This is a genomic window from Cellulomonas sp. P5_E12, assembly GCF_054049315.1.
This window is the reverse complement of sequence record NZ_JBFUMP010000016.1, coordinates 48,810-64,551: the sequence shown is the minus strand read 5'-3', so window position 1 is coordinate 64,551 and position 15,742 is coordinate 48,810. Positions and strand designations below refer to the sequence as shown.

At 71.3% G+C, this 15,742-nt stretch carries 14 protein-coding genes; 7 read left to right on the top strand and 7 right to left on the bottom strand.

What is annotated here, in order from left to right:
• The first annotated feature begins 62 nt into the window (after nucleotides 1-62).
• Genes ACXJKA_RS13835 through ACXJKA_RS13825 form a run of 3 tightly spaced genes read left to right on the top strand, consistent with a single transcriptional unit; the run spans nucleotide 63 to nucleotide 3,651 of the window.
• Nucleotides 63-1,532: an MFS transporter gene (locus ACXJKA_RS13835; protein WP_456825784.1), complete on the top strand. Its 1,470-nt coding sequence runs from the start codon at nucleotides 63-65 to the stop codon at nucleotides 1,530-1,532.
• Nucleotides 1,529-2,449, top strand: coding sequence for an aldose 1-epimerase family protein (locus ACXJKA_RS13830; protein WP_456825783.1), 921 nt, complete (start codon nucleotides 1,529-1,531; stop codon nucleotides 2,447-2,449). The genes ACXJKA_RS13835 and ACXJKA_RS13830 overlap by 4 nt, the downstream gene beginning before the upstream one ends.
• The gene (locus ACXJKA_RS13825) at nucleotides 2,446-3,651 is read left to right on the top strand and encodes an MFS transporter (RefSeq protein WP_456825782.1); all 1,206 of its coding nucleotides are present in this window, start codon (nucleotides 2,446-2,448) and stop codon (nucleotides 3,649-3,651) included. The genes ACXJKA_RS13830 and ACXJKA_RS13825 overlap by 4 nt, the downstream gene beginning before the upstream one ends.
• Before the next feature lie 10 nt (nucleotides 3,652-3,661).
• Here the strand turns inward: ACXJKA_RS13825 and ACXJKA_RS13820 are convergent, their stop codons facing one another.
• The 3 genes from ACXJKA_RS13820 to ACXJKA_RS13810 are packed head-to-tail and all read right to left on the bottom strand — an operon-like array spanning nucleotide 3,662 to nucleotide 6,947.
• On the bottom strand, nucleotides 3,662-5,317 hold the full coding sequence (locus tag ACXJKA_RS13820; RefSeq protein ID WP_456825781.1) for an ABC transporter permease: 1,656 nt from the start codon (nucleotides 5,315-5,317) through the stop codon (nucleotides 3,662-3,664).
• Nucleotides 5,314-6,258, bottom strand: coding sequence for an ABC transporter ATP-binding protein (locus ACXJKA_RS13815; protein ID WP_456825780.1), 945 nt, complete (start codon nucleotides 6,256-6,258; stop codon nucleotides 5,314-5,316). The genes ACXJKA_RS13820 and ACXJKA_RS13815 overlap by 4 nt, the downstream gene beginning before the upstream one ends.
• A 26-nt stretch (nucleotides 6,259-6,284) precedes the next feature.
• Nucleotides 6,285-6,947 carry a TetR family transcriptional regulator gene (locus tag ACXJKA_RS13810; RefSeq protein WP_456825779.1) on the bottom strand — a complete coding sequence of 221 codons (663 nt, stop codon included), beginning with the start codon at nucleotides 6,945-6,947 and terminating at the stop codon, nucleotides 6,285-6,287.
• An 89-nt stretch (nucleotides 6,948-7,036) separates the two neighbouring features.
• Here ACXJKA_RS13810 and ACXJKA_RS13805 point away from each other — a divergent pair, with 89 nt between their 5' ends.
• From ACXJKA_RS13805 to ACXJKA_RS13795, 3 genes are all read left to right on the top strand, one after another.
• Nucleotides 7,037-7,342 carry a putative quinol monooxygenase gene (locus tag ACXJKA_RS13805; protein WP_456825778.1) on the top strand — a complete coding sequence of 102 codons (306 nt, stop codon included), beginning with the start codon at nucleotides 7,037-7,039 and terminating at the stop codon, nucleotides 7,340-7,342.
• Between the two features lie 126 nt (nucleotides 7,343-7,468).
• Nucleotides 7,469-8,437: an alpha/beta hydrolase fold domain-containing protein gene (locus ACXJKA_RS13800; RefSeq protein ID WP_456825777.1), complete on the top strand. Its 969-nt coding sequence runs from the start codon at nucleotides 7,469-7,471 to the stop codon at nucleotides 8,435-8,437.
• A gap of 25 nt (nucleotides 8,438-8,462) precedes the next feature.
• Nucleotides 8,463-9,431 carry an aldo/keto reductase gene (locus ACXJKA_RS13795; protein ID WP_456825776.1) on the top strand — a complete coding sequence of 323 codons (969 nt, stop codon included), beginning with the start codon at nucleotides 8,463-8,465 and terminating at the stop codon, nucleotides 9,429-9,431.
• 69 nt (nucleotides 9,432-9,500) lie between these two features.
• On the opposite strand, the gene ACXJKA_RS13790 is transcribed toward ACXJKA_RS13795, so the two are convergent.
• The 3 genes from ACXJKA_RS13790 to ACXJKA_RS13780 form a co-directional block, all read right to left on the bottom strand.
• Nucleotides 9,501-11,171: an MDR family MFS transporter gene (locus ACXJKA_RS13790; protein ID WP_456825775.1), complete on the bottom strand. Its 1,671-nt coding sequence runs from the start codon at nucleotides 11,169-11,171 to the stop codon at nucleotides 9,501-9,503.
• Entirely contained in the window at nucleotides 11,168-11,788 is a 621-nt protein-coding gene (locus ACXJKA_RS13785; RefSeq protein WP_456825774.1) for a TetR/AcrR family transcriptional regulator, read from the bottom strand. Before ACXJKA_RS13785 ends, ACXJKA_RS13790 begins: the two co-directional genes overlap by 4 nt.
• A gap of 130 nt (nucleotides 11,789-11,918) precedes the next feature.
• Nucleotides 11,919-12,404 carry a MarR family winged helix-turn-helix transcriptional regulator gene (locus ACXJKA_RS13780; RefSeq protein ID WP_456825773.1) on the bottom strand — a complete coding sequence of 162 codons (486 nt, stop codon included), beginning with the start codon at nucleotides 12,402-12,404 and terminating at the stop codon, nucleotides 11,919-11,921.
• 74 nt (nucleotides 12,405-12,478) lie between these two features.
• Between ACXJKA_RS13780 and ACXJKA_RS13775 the strand changes: the two genes are divergently transcribed.
• Nucleotides 12,479-13,696, top strand: a complete 1,218-nt coding sequence (locus ACXJKA_RS13775; RefSeq protein ID WP_456825772.1) for an amidohydrolase family protein — start codon at nucleotides 12,479-12,481, stop codon at nucleotides 13,694-13,696.
• Between the two features lie 54 nt (nucleotides 13,697-13,750).
• Here the strand turns inward: ACXJKA_RS13775 and ACXJKA_RS13770 are convergent, their stop codons facing one another.
• The gene (locus tag ACXJKA_RS13770) at nucleotides 13,751-15,685 is read right to left on the bottom strand and encodes a potassium transporter Kup (protein ID WP_456825771.1); all 1,935 of its coding nucleotides are present in this window, start codon (nucleotides 15,683-15,685) and stop codon (nucleotides 13,751-13,753) included.
• Nucleotides 15,686-15,742: the final 57 nt, after the last annotated feature.

The following is a 15,742-nucleotide window of genomic DNA, read 5'->3' as shown; positions in this document are numbered from 1 at the left end:
GAGTGTGTCGCCATGGACGCATCGACCAGGGTCCGTACCGTCGCCGCCGAGGGGGCGGTCCGGTGACCACCGGCGCGGTGGTCAGGTCGACGATCCCGGCCCGGCTGGACCGGCTCAGCTGGACCCCGTTCCATACCCGCATGGTCGCGGGCCTCGGTGCGGCGTGGATCCTCGACGGCCTGCAGATCACGATCTCCAGCTCGGTGACCGGGGTGCTGAGCAGCCCGGAGACGCTGGGCATGAGCTCCCAGGAGATCGGCCTCATCGCCTCGGTCTACCTGATCGGCGAGATGGTCGGAGCCCTGTACTTTGGCCGGCTGTCCGACCAGCTGGGCCGCAAGCGGCTGCTCATCGTCACCCTGCTGCTGTATCTGCTGGGCACCGGCCTGGCCGCGTTCGTCACCGGGCACCACGAGGGCTGGTTGGTGTTCTTCTACGCCACCCGGTTCATCGCAGGCATGGGCATCGGCGGTCAGTACGCTGCGATCAACTCCGCGATCGACGAGATGATGCCGTCGAAGTACCKCGGGCGGGTCGACATCTGGATCAACGGCACCTACTGGGCCGGCGCGATCATCGGCTCGTTCGTCTCGCTGATCTTCCTCAACGCGTTCGCGATCAACGTCGGCTGGCGGCTCGCGTTCCTCATGGGGCCCGTGCTCGCTCTCGTCGTGATCGTCGTCGGCCGGACCCTGCCGGAGAGCCCTCGATGGTTGATGGCCCACGGTCGCGTCGACGCGGCCGAGGCGGAGCTGGCGAAGATCSAGGACAACGCGCGCCGGCACGGCCAGGAGCTCCCGGAGCTGGATGACAGCCACGCGCTCTCGCTCGTGCCCGACAAGAAGTACGGCTATCTCGTCTTCCTCAGGCTCGTGTTCCACGAGTACCCCAGGAGGGCGATCCTCGGCTCGACCCTGATGATCACGCAGTCGTTCCTCTACAACGCGATCTTCTTCACCTACGCGCTGGTCCTGACCAAGTTCTACGACGTGTCAGCGACCACCGTGCCCCTCTACGGCCTCGCCTTCTCCGTCGGCAACCTGCTCGGCCCCCTGATCCTCGGCCCGCTCTTCGACACGGTCGGGCGCAAGAAGATGATCTCGGGCACGTACCTCGTCTCCGGGGTGCTCCTGGCCATCAGCGCGTGGCTGTTCGGCGAGGACCTGCTCACCGCCACGACGCAGACGGTCGTGTGGGTCGTCATCTTCTTCTTCGCGTCAGCGGGTGCGAGCGCGGCCTATCTGACCGTGAGCGAGACGTGGCCGATCGAGATCCGCGCGGAGGCGATCGCCGTCTTCTTCGCCATCGCCCAGGTCTTCGGCGCGATCGGGCCGTTCTTCTTCGGCTGGCTGATCGGCGACGGGTCGAGCCGCGACGGACTCGTGGTCGGCTACGTGATCGGCGGCCTGATCATGGTGATCGGTGGAATCGTCGAGATCGTCTACGGGATCAATGCCGAGGGGAAGTCGCTGGAGGAGATCACGAAGCCCATCACCGCGGTCGAGGCGTCGGCCGGGGGCTCGACCCCGTGACCGGCACCCCACCCTCGGGCACGCAGTACCGCCTCCGGTCGGGTGGTCACGAGGCAGTCGTCACTCAGGTCGGCGCCACCTTGCGGCAGTGCCTGCTGAACGGTCAGCCCGTGCTGGACGGGTTCGGCGTCGACGAACGGTCGCCCGACGGGCGCGGCCAGGTGCTCGCGCCCTTTCCCAACCGGCTGGCCGGCGGCCGGTACACCTTCGGTGGCCGGACGTGCCAGGTCGCGATGGACGAGCCGGAGCGTGGCAACGCCATCCACGGCATGGTCCGGTGGCTCGACTGGACCGAGGTGTCCTTCACCGAGCAGGACGTCGTGCTCGCCTGCGTCCTGCGCCCGCAGCCGGGATACGCGGGGGAGCTCAGCCTGCAGGTGGGCTACGACCTGTCCGCCGACGGGCTCACGGTCGCCTCGTCGGTGAGCAACACGGGCGTCGAGCCAGCGCCGTTCGGCATCGGGTTCCACCCGTACCTGGGCCTGGGGGTGCCTGTGGAGGGGCTGGAGCTGCACATGCCGGCGCAGAGCCACTCCCCGGTGCCGGCCGACCCCGACGAGCGGCCGACGCCCGTCGACGTGACCGGGTCGCACCTCGACTTCCGCGTGGCGCGGGCCATCGGGCCCGAGGTCCTCGACACCGTGTTCGGGGACCTGGCACGCGGCGACGACGGTCGGGCGGTGGTCCACCTGGTCGACCCGGCCGGCAGCCGCGGCGTGCGGCTCTGGGTCGATGACGCGTTCGGGTACCTGATGGTCTACACGGCCGACGGCGTGTTCCCGGCCGAGCGGCGACGGCGGGCGGTGGCCGTCGAGCCGATGACCTGCCCGCCGCACGCCTTCCGGTCCGGGGCGGACCTCGTCACGCTCGGGCCGGGGGAGTCCTGGAGCGGGGCGTGGGGGCTGGCGGCGGGATGACGAGCGTCGACGCCGTCCCTCGCGCGCGGTCCGTCCTCGTCTACGGAGCCGGGCTCGTCCAGGGGCTGGCGCTCGTCTCGTTCCCCGCGGCCAGCTCGATCCTCCTCAGCCCGACGGGCTACGACCTGAGCACCAGCCAGTACGGCCTGATGTTCGTGCCGCAGGTCGTCCTGGCCATCACCGGCGCCGCGACGTCGCCGCTGCTGGCGGCGCGCTGGTCGTTGCAGCGCGTCCTGCAGGCCGGCCTGGTCTCGAACCTCCTGGCGATGCTGCTGCTGGTGCTCAGCCAGTCGGTCTCGACGTCCGCAGCCGCGTATCCCGTCCTGCTGTGCGCGACCGGCGCGCTGGGATTCGGGTTCGGGACCACGGTCCCGGCGCTGAACACGTTCGCCGCGCGGCTGACACCCGAGAACCAGGACCGGTCGATCCTCACGCTCAACGCGCTGCTGGGCACCGGGACGGCGCTAGCTCCGCTGCTCATCGCCCTGTTCCTGGCGCTCGGCGCGTGGTGGCTCCTGCCCGTCCTGGCGGCCTTCGGGCTCGCGGTCTTCCTGGTCCTCGCGGTACGGACCGCGCTGGACGCCGGCCCGACGCCGCAGCGCGCCGCCGGGGGACGGCAGAAGCTGCCGAGCCGTTTCTGGTGGTACGCGGCAGCGGCGGTGCTCTACGGCGTGTGCGAGACGCTCTTCGGCAACTGGTCGAGCGTGTACCTCACCAGCGAGCGAGCACTCTCGGCGCAGGTCGCGTCGCTCGCGCTGGCGGCGTTCTGGGCCTGCGTGACGATCGGTCGAGTCATCGTCGCCGCCCTGACCGTGCGCGTGCGGCCGACCGTCGTGTACGTCGTCCTTCCGGTGCTGATCGCCGGGTCCAACCTCGCGGTGTCCTCCGCCCACGGCGCGGTGGTCGCCGTGCTGGCGTTCGCGCTCGCCGGGTTCGCGTGCTCCGCGATGCTCCCGCTCAACCTGAGCCTCGCCGGCGAGGAGTTCCCGCGGCTCGGCGCGACGTCGTCGGGCGAGCTCATCGCGGCCTACCAGGTGGGGTACGGCGTCGCCGCGTTCGGCGTCGCGCCGCTGGAAAGCCTCACCGGTATCGGCCTGGCCGGCGTCTACCTCGTCGGCGCGGGCGTGGCGGTGGCCCTCGCGGTGATCGCCCGCGTGATCACCGCCGGAACGCCCGCGGTCACGGCCACTCAACCTGCCTGAGGAGGGGACGTCAGGCCGGCTGAGTGTCCCGCCGCGAGAAGCGACCCACCCCCAGCGCGAACAGCGCGACCGCGACGAGCGTGAGGGCGAGGACCGGCGCCCACGTGAACGGCTCGGCGGGCTGGTACGGCGTCGCCGAGAACGGCAGCGCGTTGAGCAGCCAGCTCGGCAGGTGCAGCGCGTCGCCGGCGATGACGATCACCCACATCGCCCCGAGCACCGCCCACGGGCCGGCGATCGCGGCGCGCGGCACCCAGCCGAAGAGGGCGACGGCGACGCCGACGAGGACCATGACCGCCGGCCAGTACGCGAGCGCCGCTAGCGCGAGCGACCCGGCATGCCCGGATTCGCCGACGGACGCGCCGTAGGCCGACCCGAACAGGGCACCGCCGACGACGAGCAGGACCGCCGAACCGACCACCGGGATGGCGAGCCGCCCGGCTGCCCACCGTGCGCGCGACATCGCCCCGGCCAGCTGGAGCTCGGCCATGCCGGCCGCCTCGTCGCTGCGCAGGGCCACGGCCGACTGGACCGCGAAGACGGTCACGATCAACGCGACCAGCTCGACCAGGAGGGCTAGCAACGGATCGATGCCGGTCCCGCCGATGATCGCCGCGGTCTGGTCGTTCGCGTCGTCGAGCAGGTCGGTCATCGCCTGGACGACGCTCCCGAACATCAGGGCCGCCAGTGCGACGGTCAGGCTCCAGCCGATGACCGGCCCACGCTGCAGCCGCAGCGCCAGCCCGAGCGGCGAGGCGTAGCGGACGGGCGCGCCCGCCGGTCCCGGGCGCTCGGCGACGAGCCCGCCGCCGAGATCGCGCCTGGCCTCGAGCCGCAGTGCCACGAGACAGAGCACGGCGGCCACGCCGAGCAGGAGGGCGAGCACCCACCAGCGGTTCGCGCCCCAGGGCTGCATCTCCTGGCCCCAGCCGATCGGCGAGAGCCACGTCAGCCGCCCGTCGCCGAGGTCGCCCAGCATGCGCAGCACGTAGAAGATGCCGAGCACCACCGACGCGATCGTGTTGGCACCGCGCGAGGTCGTCGCCACCTGGTTGGCCACCGCTGCGACGCCGAGCGCGACGGCCGCGACGCCCGTGATCGATGCGCCGACCACCAGCGAGCCCGTGATGCCGGCGCCCGCCGGGTCGAGCCCGAGCAGGATCGACGCGGCGGTGACCCCGATGCCGCACACGAGGCACAGCACGGCGTTGACCAGCCACGACGCGGTCGAGTACGCGTGCAGGCCGAGCATGCGTGCACGGAGGAGCTCGGTGCGGCCGAGCTCCTCGTCAGCCCGGCCGCTGCGCGTCACGAGGAATGCGACGCCGAACGCCAGGGCGAGGGTGCACGTCATCCAGATCTTCGTCCAGACGGCGCCGCCGAGCGTGTCCGGGGCGGCGGCGAGGCCCGTGAGCGCGCGGATCGCCGGGGTGTTGGACAGAGCGGCGAAGTCGTCGAGCGCCTGCTGGGTGTCGAAGAGGCTCCGGTAGTACGCGCCGACGTACGCGAACAGGCCGACCACCACGTACACCCACACCACGAGCCGCACGCGGTTGCGCCGGACGACCAGGCKGATAGTCGTGCCGAGCCCGGCGAACGCGTCCGCGGGCGTCCGCGACAGTCTGGCAGCGGCCGGTGCGGGGGAGCGGGTTGCGGTCGCGGTCATGAGGGCACCCCCTCGACGGCTGCCGCTCCGGCGGTCTCCGGCGCGGTGATCGCGTCCCCGTAGTGGCGCAGGAACAGCTCCTCGAGCGAGGGTGGGTTGGCGACGAGCGACCGTGGTCGCAGGGTCGCGACCGTTGCCAGGATGGTCGACAGCTCGGCGTCGTCGACCGCGAAGGTGACGTGCCCGTCGGTCTGCTGCAGGTCGTGCACCCCCGGCAGCGCGGCGAGCCGGTCGGCGCCGCCGTCGATGCCGACGGTCACCTGCGACCGCGTGAGGTGCCGCAGCTCGGCGATGGTCCCGGCCTCGACCGTCACGCCGTCGCGGATGATCGTCACCCGGTCGGCGAGCCTCTCGACCTCCGCGAAGATGTGGCTCGAGAGCAGCACCGACCGGCCCTCGGCCTTCACCTCGCGGATCGAGTCGGTGAAGGCCGCCTCCATGAGGGGGTCCAGGCCGGACGTCGGCTCGTCGAGCACGAGGAGCTCGGCCCGGGAGGCGAGCGCCGCGACCAGCGCGACCTTCTGGCGGTTGCCCTTGGAGTAGGCGCGGGCCTTCTTGGTCGGGTCGAGCTCGAAGCGCTCGAGCATGGCGTGCTTGCGGGCGGGCTCCAGCGGTGCCGAGAGCCGCACCAGGATGTCGATCGCCTCACCGCCGGTGAGGTTTGGCCACAGGTTCACGTCGCCCGGCACGTAGGCGATGGACCGGTGCAGGCCGACCGCGTCGGCCCAGGGGTCGCCCCCGAGGACGGTCGCCCGGCCGCCGTCGGCCCGCAGCAGGCCGAGCAGGATGCGGATGGTCGTCGACTTGCCGGCGCCGTTGGGGCCGAGGAAGCCCGTCACCTGGCCGGTCGGGACGGTCAGGTCGAGCCCGCGCAGAGCGTGCACCCGGCCGAAGCTCTTGGTGAGCCCCTCGACCTCGATGGCGTTGTCGATGCTGGTCATGAGCGTGCTTCTTCCTTCGGGGAGGGTCAGGACGGGGTGGCGTCCTGACGGTCCGGCGGCTCCCAGAGGTACTGCAGGTAGTCGTCGAGCAGGGACCGGTCCGCGAGGAAGCCCTCGGTGCCGACCTCGAGGATCGGCAGGATGAACTCGTCGTCCGCCGCCCGCATCGACGCGACGAACTCCTCCGGCGTCGCGTGCTCGGTCGTGAGGAACCGCACGAGCATCGCGCCCATCGTCTGATACGTCAGGTACCGCAGCCGCGCCTCTTCGTCCCGTGACGGTCGCGCGAGGCCGCTCTCGACGCTCTGCTTCATGACGATGCGCGCGTCGTCCATGAGGCGGTCGAGGAACTTGCGCGCGGCCGGGCCGCCTGCGTGGATGGCGCGCAGCAGGTAGACGACCACGGTCGGCGACGCCCCGGGGTTGGTGAGGCCGTCGAGCAGGTGGGCGCTCGGGCGGTCGACGGCGTCGGTCTTGATCTCGAGGTACCGGCGCAGGACCTCGACATCGCACTCCTCGCGCAGGGCCTCCTTGGGCCCGAAGTGGTGCGTGATGAGTCCCGGGGAGACGCCGGCTCGCGCAGAGATCGTCCGGAACGAGGCTCCGAAGCCTTCCTGGGCGAAGCACTCGATGGCCGCGTCCCGGATCCGGGCCCGGGCGGTCAGGTCGCTCTCCCGCGCTATACGCACAACCAGCACGCTATACGCGTGACCAGCCCAGGGCAAGGGTGGCGCCGGGTTCGGCGCCGGAGGACTCTGTGCAGGAACGGAGGTGCGTCATGACACGGTTCGTGCAGATCATCGACTTCCGGACCTCGCGGCTCGACGAGGTCCAGGCGTTGGGCGACGCGTACCGGGAAGCCCGGGCGGCGCAGGGCGGCACGGCGGTGGTCCGGGCGGTGGTGACCGCCGATCGGGACGACCCGGGCCGCTACCTCAACATCGTCGAGTTCGACTCCTACGAGGCGGCGATGGAGAACTCGGCCCGTCCCGAGACGGATGCGTTCGCGGCTCAGATGGCGGCCCTGTGCGACGGGCCGCCCACGTTCCTGAACCTCGACGTCCGGTTCACCTGGAACGACTGAACCGCGCACGGAGCGACGACCGTCTGCGACCGGCCGCACCACTGGGCCGCCACTGCCATGCTCAAGGCCGGCCTCGACCGGCAGGGGCGGTTGAGCGAGCCCCGGTCCTCGGGAGACGGAGAAGACATGACGAACGCACCCGACGGTGCCTCGCTCGTGGAGGCGAGGTCGGTCTGGGCAGCCGACTTCCCCGAGAGCACCAGGCGCAGCGAGGGGATGACTGTGCTGGCGGCCGACCACACGCCGAGGCACGGCTTGGCGGTGCTCGGGGTGGAGTACGCCCGCAAGTCCGGGCGTGCGCTGCACCTGCAGGTCGTCGTGCCGCCGATGCGGGAGGACCCGACCGGAGCTGGCCCCGGTCCGAGGTTCCCGCTGGTCGTCTTCGTGCAGGGGTCGGCCTGGAAGGACCAGGCGCTCGGCCAGTCGCTCCCGGCCCTCGCCGCGTTCGCCGCGCGCGGCTACGTCGTCGCGATCGTCGAGTACCGGCCGTCCACGCTGGCACCCTTCCCGGCCCAGGTCCGTGACGCGCGCACAGCGCTCCGCATCCTGCGCGGGCGCGCGGAGCAGTTCCACGTCGACCCCGACCGGGTGGCTCTGTGGGGCGACTCGTCGGGGGCGCACACGGCCGTGCTCACCGCCCTGACGGACGGGGAGCAGGAGTACTCGGACGAGCCGGTCGACGACGAGTCGCGGGGCGTGCGGTGCGTCGTCGACTACTACGGGCCGACCGACATCTCGCGCATGCACGAGGAGCCGTCCGTCCAGGACCACATCGAGCCGACCAGCCCCGAGGGCCTGCTCATCGGCGGGCACGACGTGCTGCGACGGCCCGATCTGGTCGAGCCGACGATCCTCATGAACCACCTGGCACCTCGGCGGGGCCTGCCTCCCGTGCTGATCGTGCACGGCAGCAGGGACAGGTACGTGCCGTTCGGCCAGAGCGTGCTGCTCCACGACGCGCTGGTCGAGGCCGGCGGGCCGGTCGAGCTGTATCAGCTCCGGGGTGCCGACCACGGCGGCCCGCCGTTCTGGCAGGACGAGGTGCTCGGCATCGTGGACGACTTCCTCCGGCGTCACCTCGCCCGGGACGCCTGAGACAACGAGACAGAGGAGTTCGCAGATGGAGCATCGCCAGCTGGGGCGTACCGGCCTGACCGTGTCCGAGATCGGCTACGGAGCGTGGGGGATCGGCGCCACCGGGTGGGTCGGCGCACGCGAGGACGAGTCCGTGGCGGCGCTGCACCGCGCCATCGAGCTCGGCGTCACCTTCGTCGACACCGCGCGCGGCTACGGCGAGAGCGAGCGCATCGTCGGCAGCGTCCTGCGGGACCACCCGGACGTGCTCGTCGCCACCAAGGTCCCGCCCAAGAACGGGGTCTGGCCGGCACCCGACGGCCTGCACCCGGACGAGACGTTCCCCGGCGGCCACATCCGCCGGAGCCTCGAGACCAGCCTCGCCGCGTCCGGCCTCGAGGCGTTCGACGTCCTGCAGCTCCACGTCTGGAGCGACGAGTGGGTCGGCAAGGGGGACTGGCTCGAGACGATCGCCGACCTGCGCCAGGAGGGCAAGATCCGCTTCTTCGGCGTCTCGATCAACGACTACGAGCCCGAGAACGCGCTCGAGCTCGTGCGCAGCGGCACGGTCGACACGGTGCAGGTCATCTACAACGCCTGGCACCAGCAGCCGGAGGCGCACCTGCTGCCCGCGTGTGCCGAGCACGGCGTCGGCGTCATCGTGCGCGTCGCCCTCGACGAGGGCGGACTGACCGGGCGCATCACGGCGGGGTCGACGTTCCCCGAGGGCGACTTCCGCACCACCTTCTTCGGAGGGGACCGACCGGCGCAGGTCGAGCGGCACGTCGCCGCTCTCGTCGGCGACCTGGGCATCGCAGCCGACGAGCTGCCCGACACCGCCCTGCGCTACGTCCTCGACCACCCCGCCGTGTCCACGGTGATCGCGGGCATGCGCACCGTGCGCAACGTCGAGCGCAACGCCGCCACGAGCGACGGTCGCCGGCTGACGGACACGCAGCGCGCGGTGATCCGGCGTCATCGGTGGGAGCGGAACTTCTACCGGGCCCCGCACTGATCATCGACCGGGGGACAGCCGAACGGCCCCGCTCCGCCGATGCCGGCGGTGCGGGGCCGTTCTCCAGACTCAGGACGAGGTGGTCGCCAGCTCGGCGTACCGCGCCTCGCGGGTGAGGGCGTCGATCTCGTCGTCGAGCTCAGCATCGGTGCCCAGTGCACCGGACGTCGCGTCGTCGACGGCCACCGGCTCGACCTCGAGGTCGATCGACGTGGCCAGCGGCTTGTGCTTGATGAACACGAGCACGACGGCGGCGAGGATCGCGAGCGGAACCATGTAGAGGAACACCGGCGTGAGGGCGTCGTTGTAGGCGCCGACGATGATCTCGCGCACCTGGTCGGGCAGGTTGTGCACCAGGTCCGGCGTGAAGCTGCCCGTGTCGCCCGCCCCGGAGGCTGGGAGGCGCTGGGTCAGCAGGTGGGCGAGGTTCGTCGCGAACAGCGACCCCACGACGGCGGAACCGACGGACGCGCCGATCTGGCGGAAGTAGTTGTTCGACGACGTCGCCGTGCCGACGACCTTCATCGAGAACGAGTTCTGCACGACGAGCACGAGGTTCTGCATGGTCATGCCGAGCCCCACGCCCATGATCGCGGTGTACGCGCAGATGACCCAGACGGCCAGGCCGGGAGTCATCGTGGAGAGCAGCAGCAGGCCCACGGCGACGAACGACATGCCCACGACCGGGTACCACTTGTACTTCCCGGTGCGCGAGATCGCGATGCCGGTGATCACGGACGTCAGCAGCATGCCGAGCATCATCGGGACCATCAGCAGTCCGGCCTCGGTGGCGCTCGAACCGGTGACCATCTGCAGGTACGTCGGCAGGAACGCCATCGCGCCGAACATCGAGATGCCGGTCAGCAGCCCGCCGAGGGTGGCGACGTTGAAGTTCCGGTTGCGGAACAGGGCGAGCGGCATGATCGGCTCGGCGGCGCGGCTCTCGACGTACACGAAGGCGACTGCGGCCACGATCGCACCGGCGATCAGGCCGATGATCTGCGGCGATGCCCAGTCGTACGTGGAGCCGGCCCAGGTGGTGGTCAGCACGATGCAGGTGCTCGCGATGGCGATGAGGACCATGCCCGCGTAGTCCAGGCGAGGCTTGACCTGGACGCGCTTCGGCAGGTGGATGAACTTGATGGCCGAGACGATCGCCAGGATGCCGAGCGGCACGTTCATCCAGAACGCCCAGCGCCAGCCGGGGCCCTCGGTGAAGAAGCCGCCGAGCAGGGGACCGGCGACCGAGGACACGGCGAACACCGCGCCCATGATCCCGCTGTACCGGCCGCGCTCACGGGCGGGCACGACGTCGGCGATGATCGCCAGCGCCAGGATCATGAGCCCGCCGCCGCCGAGGCCCTGGACCGCGCGGCCCACGATGAGGCTGCCCATGGAGTGCGAGAGGCCGCCGATCACGGAGCCGACGAGGAAGATGCCGATCGCGCTGACGAACAGCCACTTGCGGCCGACGAGGTCGCCGAGCTTGCCGTAGACGGGCATGACGATGGTGGAGGCCAGGATGTAGGCCGTCGTGATCCACACCATGTGCTCGACGCCGTGCAGCTCACCGACGATCGTCGGCAGTGCGGTCGAGAAGATCATCTGGTCGAGCGACGCCAGCAGCATCGCGATGAGCAGGCCGGCGAACACCAGCAGGACGCCCTTGTGGGACGTCCCGCTCGCCGGCTGCGAGGGGGTCTGCGGCGCCCGTTCGGCTGCCGCGGTGGTCGTGGTCACGTGAGGTTCTCCCATGCTGTGGTCAGGAGCGCGTTCGCGCGCTCCTCGATCTGGTCTGCGGTGGCGGGCTCCGGCGCTGCGGCCGCCTCTTTCATGGCGCCACGCACGGCGACGGCCGCGGCGGTGACGGCGACATCTGCCCACGCCGTGTCCTGGTCCGTGCCGACCGCGCGGGCGGCGGCGATCTGGACCAGGGCGGCGGCGAACGCCTCCTGGGTGTCCCCGAGCTGGCGGAACGCCGCGGCGAACAGGTGGGGGTGGCGACGGAGCAGCGCACGCCGCTCGTCGCGATGCGCTCCCGCCTGCAAGCTCGAGCGGATCTGCTCGACGAAGAAGCGCACGGCGACCTCGCGCAGGCTCAGGCTCTCGCCGGTCGCCACGACGGCAGCGACCATCCGGTCGATCTCCCGCGCGTCGGGCGCATTGAGCACCGCGTCGTCCTTCGAGTCGAAGTAGTTGAAGAACGTGCGCGGGGACACGCCGGCCGCGGCGCTGATGGCCTCGACGGTGGCGCCCTCGAGGCCGTGCTCGAGCGTCAGGTCGAGCGCGGCGTCCGCGATGCGGTGCCGGGTCTCGACGCGCTTGCGCTCGCGAAGCCCCATCTCGGTTGTTTGCATGACTGCATTATTGCACGACTGCAAGTTGTGTGTCGCTGTGCGTTGGGTCACGCCGGCGCGCTGTCCGCTCGCGATGCATCGGTGGCCGATCGGCCAGCAGTTGCTCGACGTCGGTTGAACTCGGGGTGCGTCAGTCGGTCAGGCGGGCTGTCGCCCGGTCGTACCGCACGAGCAGTCGGGCGAACGTGAGGCGGTCGTCGTCGGACCAGTCACCGGTGATCTGCACGAACGCCGCCCGCTGCTGGCGCCGGAATCGCGCGCGCAGGGCGTCGCCCTCGGCGGTGATCGACAGGACCGTGCGCCGGCCGTCGAGCTGGGAGGCGCGGCGCTCGAGCAGGCCCGCCGCGATGCAGTCGGAGACGGCCCTGCTGGCGGCCGAGGGGTCGATGCCCAGCTGCTCCGCGAGGCCGCCGACGGTCATCTCGTCGGACGCCTCGTCGACGATGTTGAGCACGAGGTTGCGGTTGAGATCCTTGCGGCTCGGCGCCGGGTCGACGCTGACCTGGGTGGTCCGTCGGCGCAGCCGGGAGAACGCGGCTCCCACCTCGTCCAGGAGGTGGTCCTCGTCCCAGAGGTCCAGCTCCGTCGGCTTCTCGGCTTCTCGGTCGGTCTCCATGGCACGACGATAGCGCGATACTTGCGTTCACGCACATATGTGCATATCGTCATGCATCTACTGAGGAGGCTTCCTTGATCACCAGCATCACCCACGCCCGGGTCTTCGACGGCCAGCACGTGCTCGACGCGACCACCGTCACCCTCGAGGACGACCGCATCGTCGACGTCGGCGGCCCCGTCCCGTCGCAGGCCGACGTGGTGGACGCCCGCGGTGCCACCCTGGTGCCCGGCCTCATCGACGCGCACGTCCACACGTCCGCACCGGCGCTCGCCCAGGCCCTGCGGTTCGGCGTCACGACGGAGCTCGAGATGCAGGGTGCCATGACCGGCGACGCGCAGCGGCGGGTCGGGGCCGACCCCGGCCTCGCCGACGTGCGTTCGTCGGGCTTCGCCCTCACGCCCCCGGGCGGGCACCCGTCCGAGCTGTTCCCCGCCGGCGAGCGCCCCGGCGGCCCGCCGCGCGGCGACGGACCCGCCCCGGTCATGCCGTTCGTGACGACACCCGAGGAAGCCGTCGCCTGGATCCCGCGGCTGGTCGAGGCCGGATCGGACTACATCAAGGTGATGATCGACGACGGGACCGTCGAAGGGCACCCCGGCCTCCCGTGCCTCGACCAGGCGACCGTGGACGCGGCCGTCGCCGAGGCGCACCGCCTCGACCGGATCGTCGTCGCGCACGCGCTGACTGTCGACGCCACGATGTCCGCCGTCCAGGCGGGCGTTGACGGGCTGACCCACGTGTTCATGGACCGACCGCACACTCCCGAGGTCGTCGCCGCCCTGGCCGCCGCGAACGCGTTCGTCGTGCCCTGCATCGTGCTCGACGCGTCGATGATGGGGCTCACCGGCGAGGCGTTCGCCGCGGACCCGCGGGTCTCCTCACGCCTGGACCCGGCCTGGCTCGCCGCCCTGAGGTCGAGCATCGCCCGGTACCCCGCGGGCAACCTCGACGACGTCCTCGCCACCGTCGCCGCGCTGCACCGCGCGGGCGTCGACCTGCTGGTCGGCTCGGACGCCTCCGTGCCCGTCCCGTACCTGGGGGGCGTCGCCCACGGGGCGAGCGTGCACCACGAGCTGCAGCTCCTCGTCCGCGCCGGCCTCACCCCGGTGGAGGCGCTGCGGGCCGCCACCTCGGTGCCCGCGCGCCGGTTCGGGCTCGACGACCGCGGCCGGATCGCCCCCGGCCTGCGCGCGGACCTGCTGCTGGTCGACGGGGACCCGACCACCGACATCGCCGACACGTTGGCGCTGCGCACCGTCTGGCGCGGGGGCGTGGCGCGCGCTCTCTGACGCCACCGGCCGAGGTCCCACCGCCCGGGCGTCGGGCGGTGGGAGCCTCGCGGGCTACAGGTCGACGTTGGCGCCCATGATCACGGTCCGCTCGGGTGGCAGGTGGAACGCCTCGGCGCGGCTCGCCGCGTTGCGCGACATCCAGACGAAGAGCCGCGCACGCCAGCCCCGCCGATGGGGGACTCCGCCGACGTGCACGGTGAGGACCGACAGGAAGTAGTGCGCGTCGTCGACGTCGAACGAGAGCTCGGGACTCTGGCCGACCGCCAGCGCCAGACCCCGCGGGATGTCCTGGCTGTCGTTGAACCCGACGCGCACGCAGACGTGCACGATGCCGTCGTCGGCGTAGCCGAGGTCGTCGACGACGACGCGGTCGACGTGCCGGATGTGCGGGACGTTCTCGTTGACGATCTGCACGATGACGACCTGCTCGTGCAGGACGCGGTTGAACGCGACGTGCGAGCGGAGCGCGAGCGGAGCCGTCAGCTTGTTCGGGTGGGGGAACACGGCCAGTCCGGGCACCCGCGGGATACCGCTGTCTCGGATCATCGCCACGAAGCCGTCGAGCGGCCCCTCCAGCTCGCTGCGCCGGGCGAGGAGCCGCTCGGCACCCGCGCGCCACGTCGTCATGAGCGTCACCACGATCGCCGCGATGAGCAGGGGGAGCCAGCCGCCGCTGACGATCTTGGTGATGTTGGCCGCGAGGAAGACGACCTCCAGGCCGAGGACGACGACCCCGTACGCGACGACCTTCCACATCGCCCAGTGCCACACCCGCTTCGCGAGCAGCAGGAACAGCAGGCTGGTCAGCAGCAGCGTCCCGGTGACGGCCAGGCCGTAGGCGGTGGCCAGCCGGCTCGAGCTGCGGAACGCCAGGATCAGGACGAGCACGCCGAGGAACAGGATCCAGTTGATCGCCGGGACGTAGATCTGCCCGCCGGCGTGGCGTGACGTCTGCCGTACCGACAGTCGCGGGAGCAGGCCGAGGCGGACGGCCTGCCGGGAGACCGAGTACGCCCCGGAGATGACGGCCTGCGACGCGATCACGGTCGCCAGGGTCGCCAGCGCGACCAGCGGCAGGGTCGCCCAGGACGGTGCGAGGTGGAAGAACGGGTTGTCGATCGTGCCGGGGTCGTCCAGGATCATCGCTCCCTGCCCGAGGTAGTTCAGCGTCAGGGCCGGGAAGACGACGGCGTACCAGCCCATCCGGATCGGCGCGGCCCCGAAGTGGCCCATGTCGGCGTAGAGCGCCTCCGCTCCGGTGATCGTCAGCACGACGGCGCCCATGGCGATGAACGCGATGAACGGGTGCTCGACGACGAAGGTGATCGCGTAGGTCGGGGACAGTGCGCGCAGGATCGCCGGGTTCTGGGCGATGTGCGGCACACCCAGGGCGGCCAGGACGACGAACCAGAGTGCCATCACGGGTCCGAACGCCCGTCCGACCACCTCGGTGCCGTGCCGCTGAACGACGAACAACACCGTGAGGACCGCGACAGAGGCAGGCAGCACGAGCCGCTCGAAGGACGGGTTGGCGACAACGACGCCCTCGAACGCCGACATGACCGAGATCGCCGGCGTGATCACGCTGTCGCCGTAGAACAGCGCCGCACCGAACATGCCCAGTACCATGGCCACCGCGAGCCGACGCCGGTCCGCGAGCTTCTCGCGCAGCAGCGCGACCAGCGCGAGGATGCCGCCCTCGCCGTCGTTGTCGGCCCGCATGACCAGCGTGACGTACTTCACCGACACGATGACGGCGATGGACCAGAACACCATCGAGATCACGCCGTACACGTCGCCGGGCGTCGGCAGGACAGAGTTGTGGTCGATGCTGAAGACCGTCTGGAGCGCGTACAGCGGGCTCGTGCCGATGTCCCCGAAGACCACCCCCAACGCCCCGAGCGTCAGAGCGGTCCGGGTGCCGTGCCTGGCGCGTGGGGTCTCGCGGACGTCGGTGAGGCCGCTCGGCTTCTGGCTGCGTGTCACCGGGGCATCGTGGCACGCTCCTCGGGCGATCGGCGTCGGTGATCACCGGAGGTCTGT

Excerpts from the sequence above, each read along its gene's own strand:
- ACXJKA_RS13815 (WP_456825780.1), bottom strand. The coding sequence starts at position 6,258 with ATGACCAGCATCGACAACGCCATCGAGGTCGAGGGGCTCACCAAGAGC.
- ACXJKA_RS13780 (WP_456825773.1), bottom strand. The coding sequence starts at position 12,404 with ATGGAGACCGACCGAGAAGCCGAGAAGCCGACGGAGCTGGACCTCTGG.
- ACXJKA_RS13800 (WP_456825777.1), top strand. The coding sequence starts at position 7,469 with ATGACGAACGCACCCGACGGTGCCTCGCTCGTGGAGGCGAGGTCGGTC.
- ACXJKA_RS13805 (WP_456825778.1), top strand. The coding sequence starts at position 7,037 with ATGACACGGTTCGTGCAGATCATCGACTTCCGGACCTCGCGGCTCGAC.
- ACXJKA_RS13795 (WP_456825776.1), top strand. The coding sequence starts at position 8,463 with ATGGAGCATCGCCAGCTGGGGCGTACCGGCCTGACCGTGTCCGAGATC.
- ACXJKA_RS13785 (WP_456825774.1), bottom strand. The coding sequence starts at position 11,788 with ATGCAAACAACCGAGATGGGGCTTCGCGAGCGCAAGCGCGTCGAGACC.
- ACXJKA_RS13825 (WP_456825782.1), top strand. The coding sequence starts at position 2,446 with ATGACGAGCGTCGACGCCGTCCCTCGCGCGCGGTCCGTCCTCGTCTAC.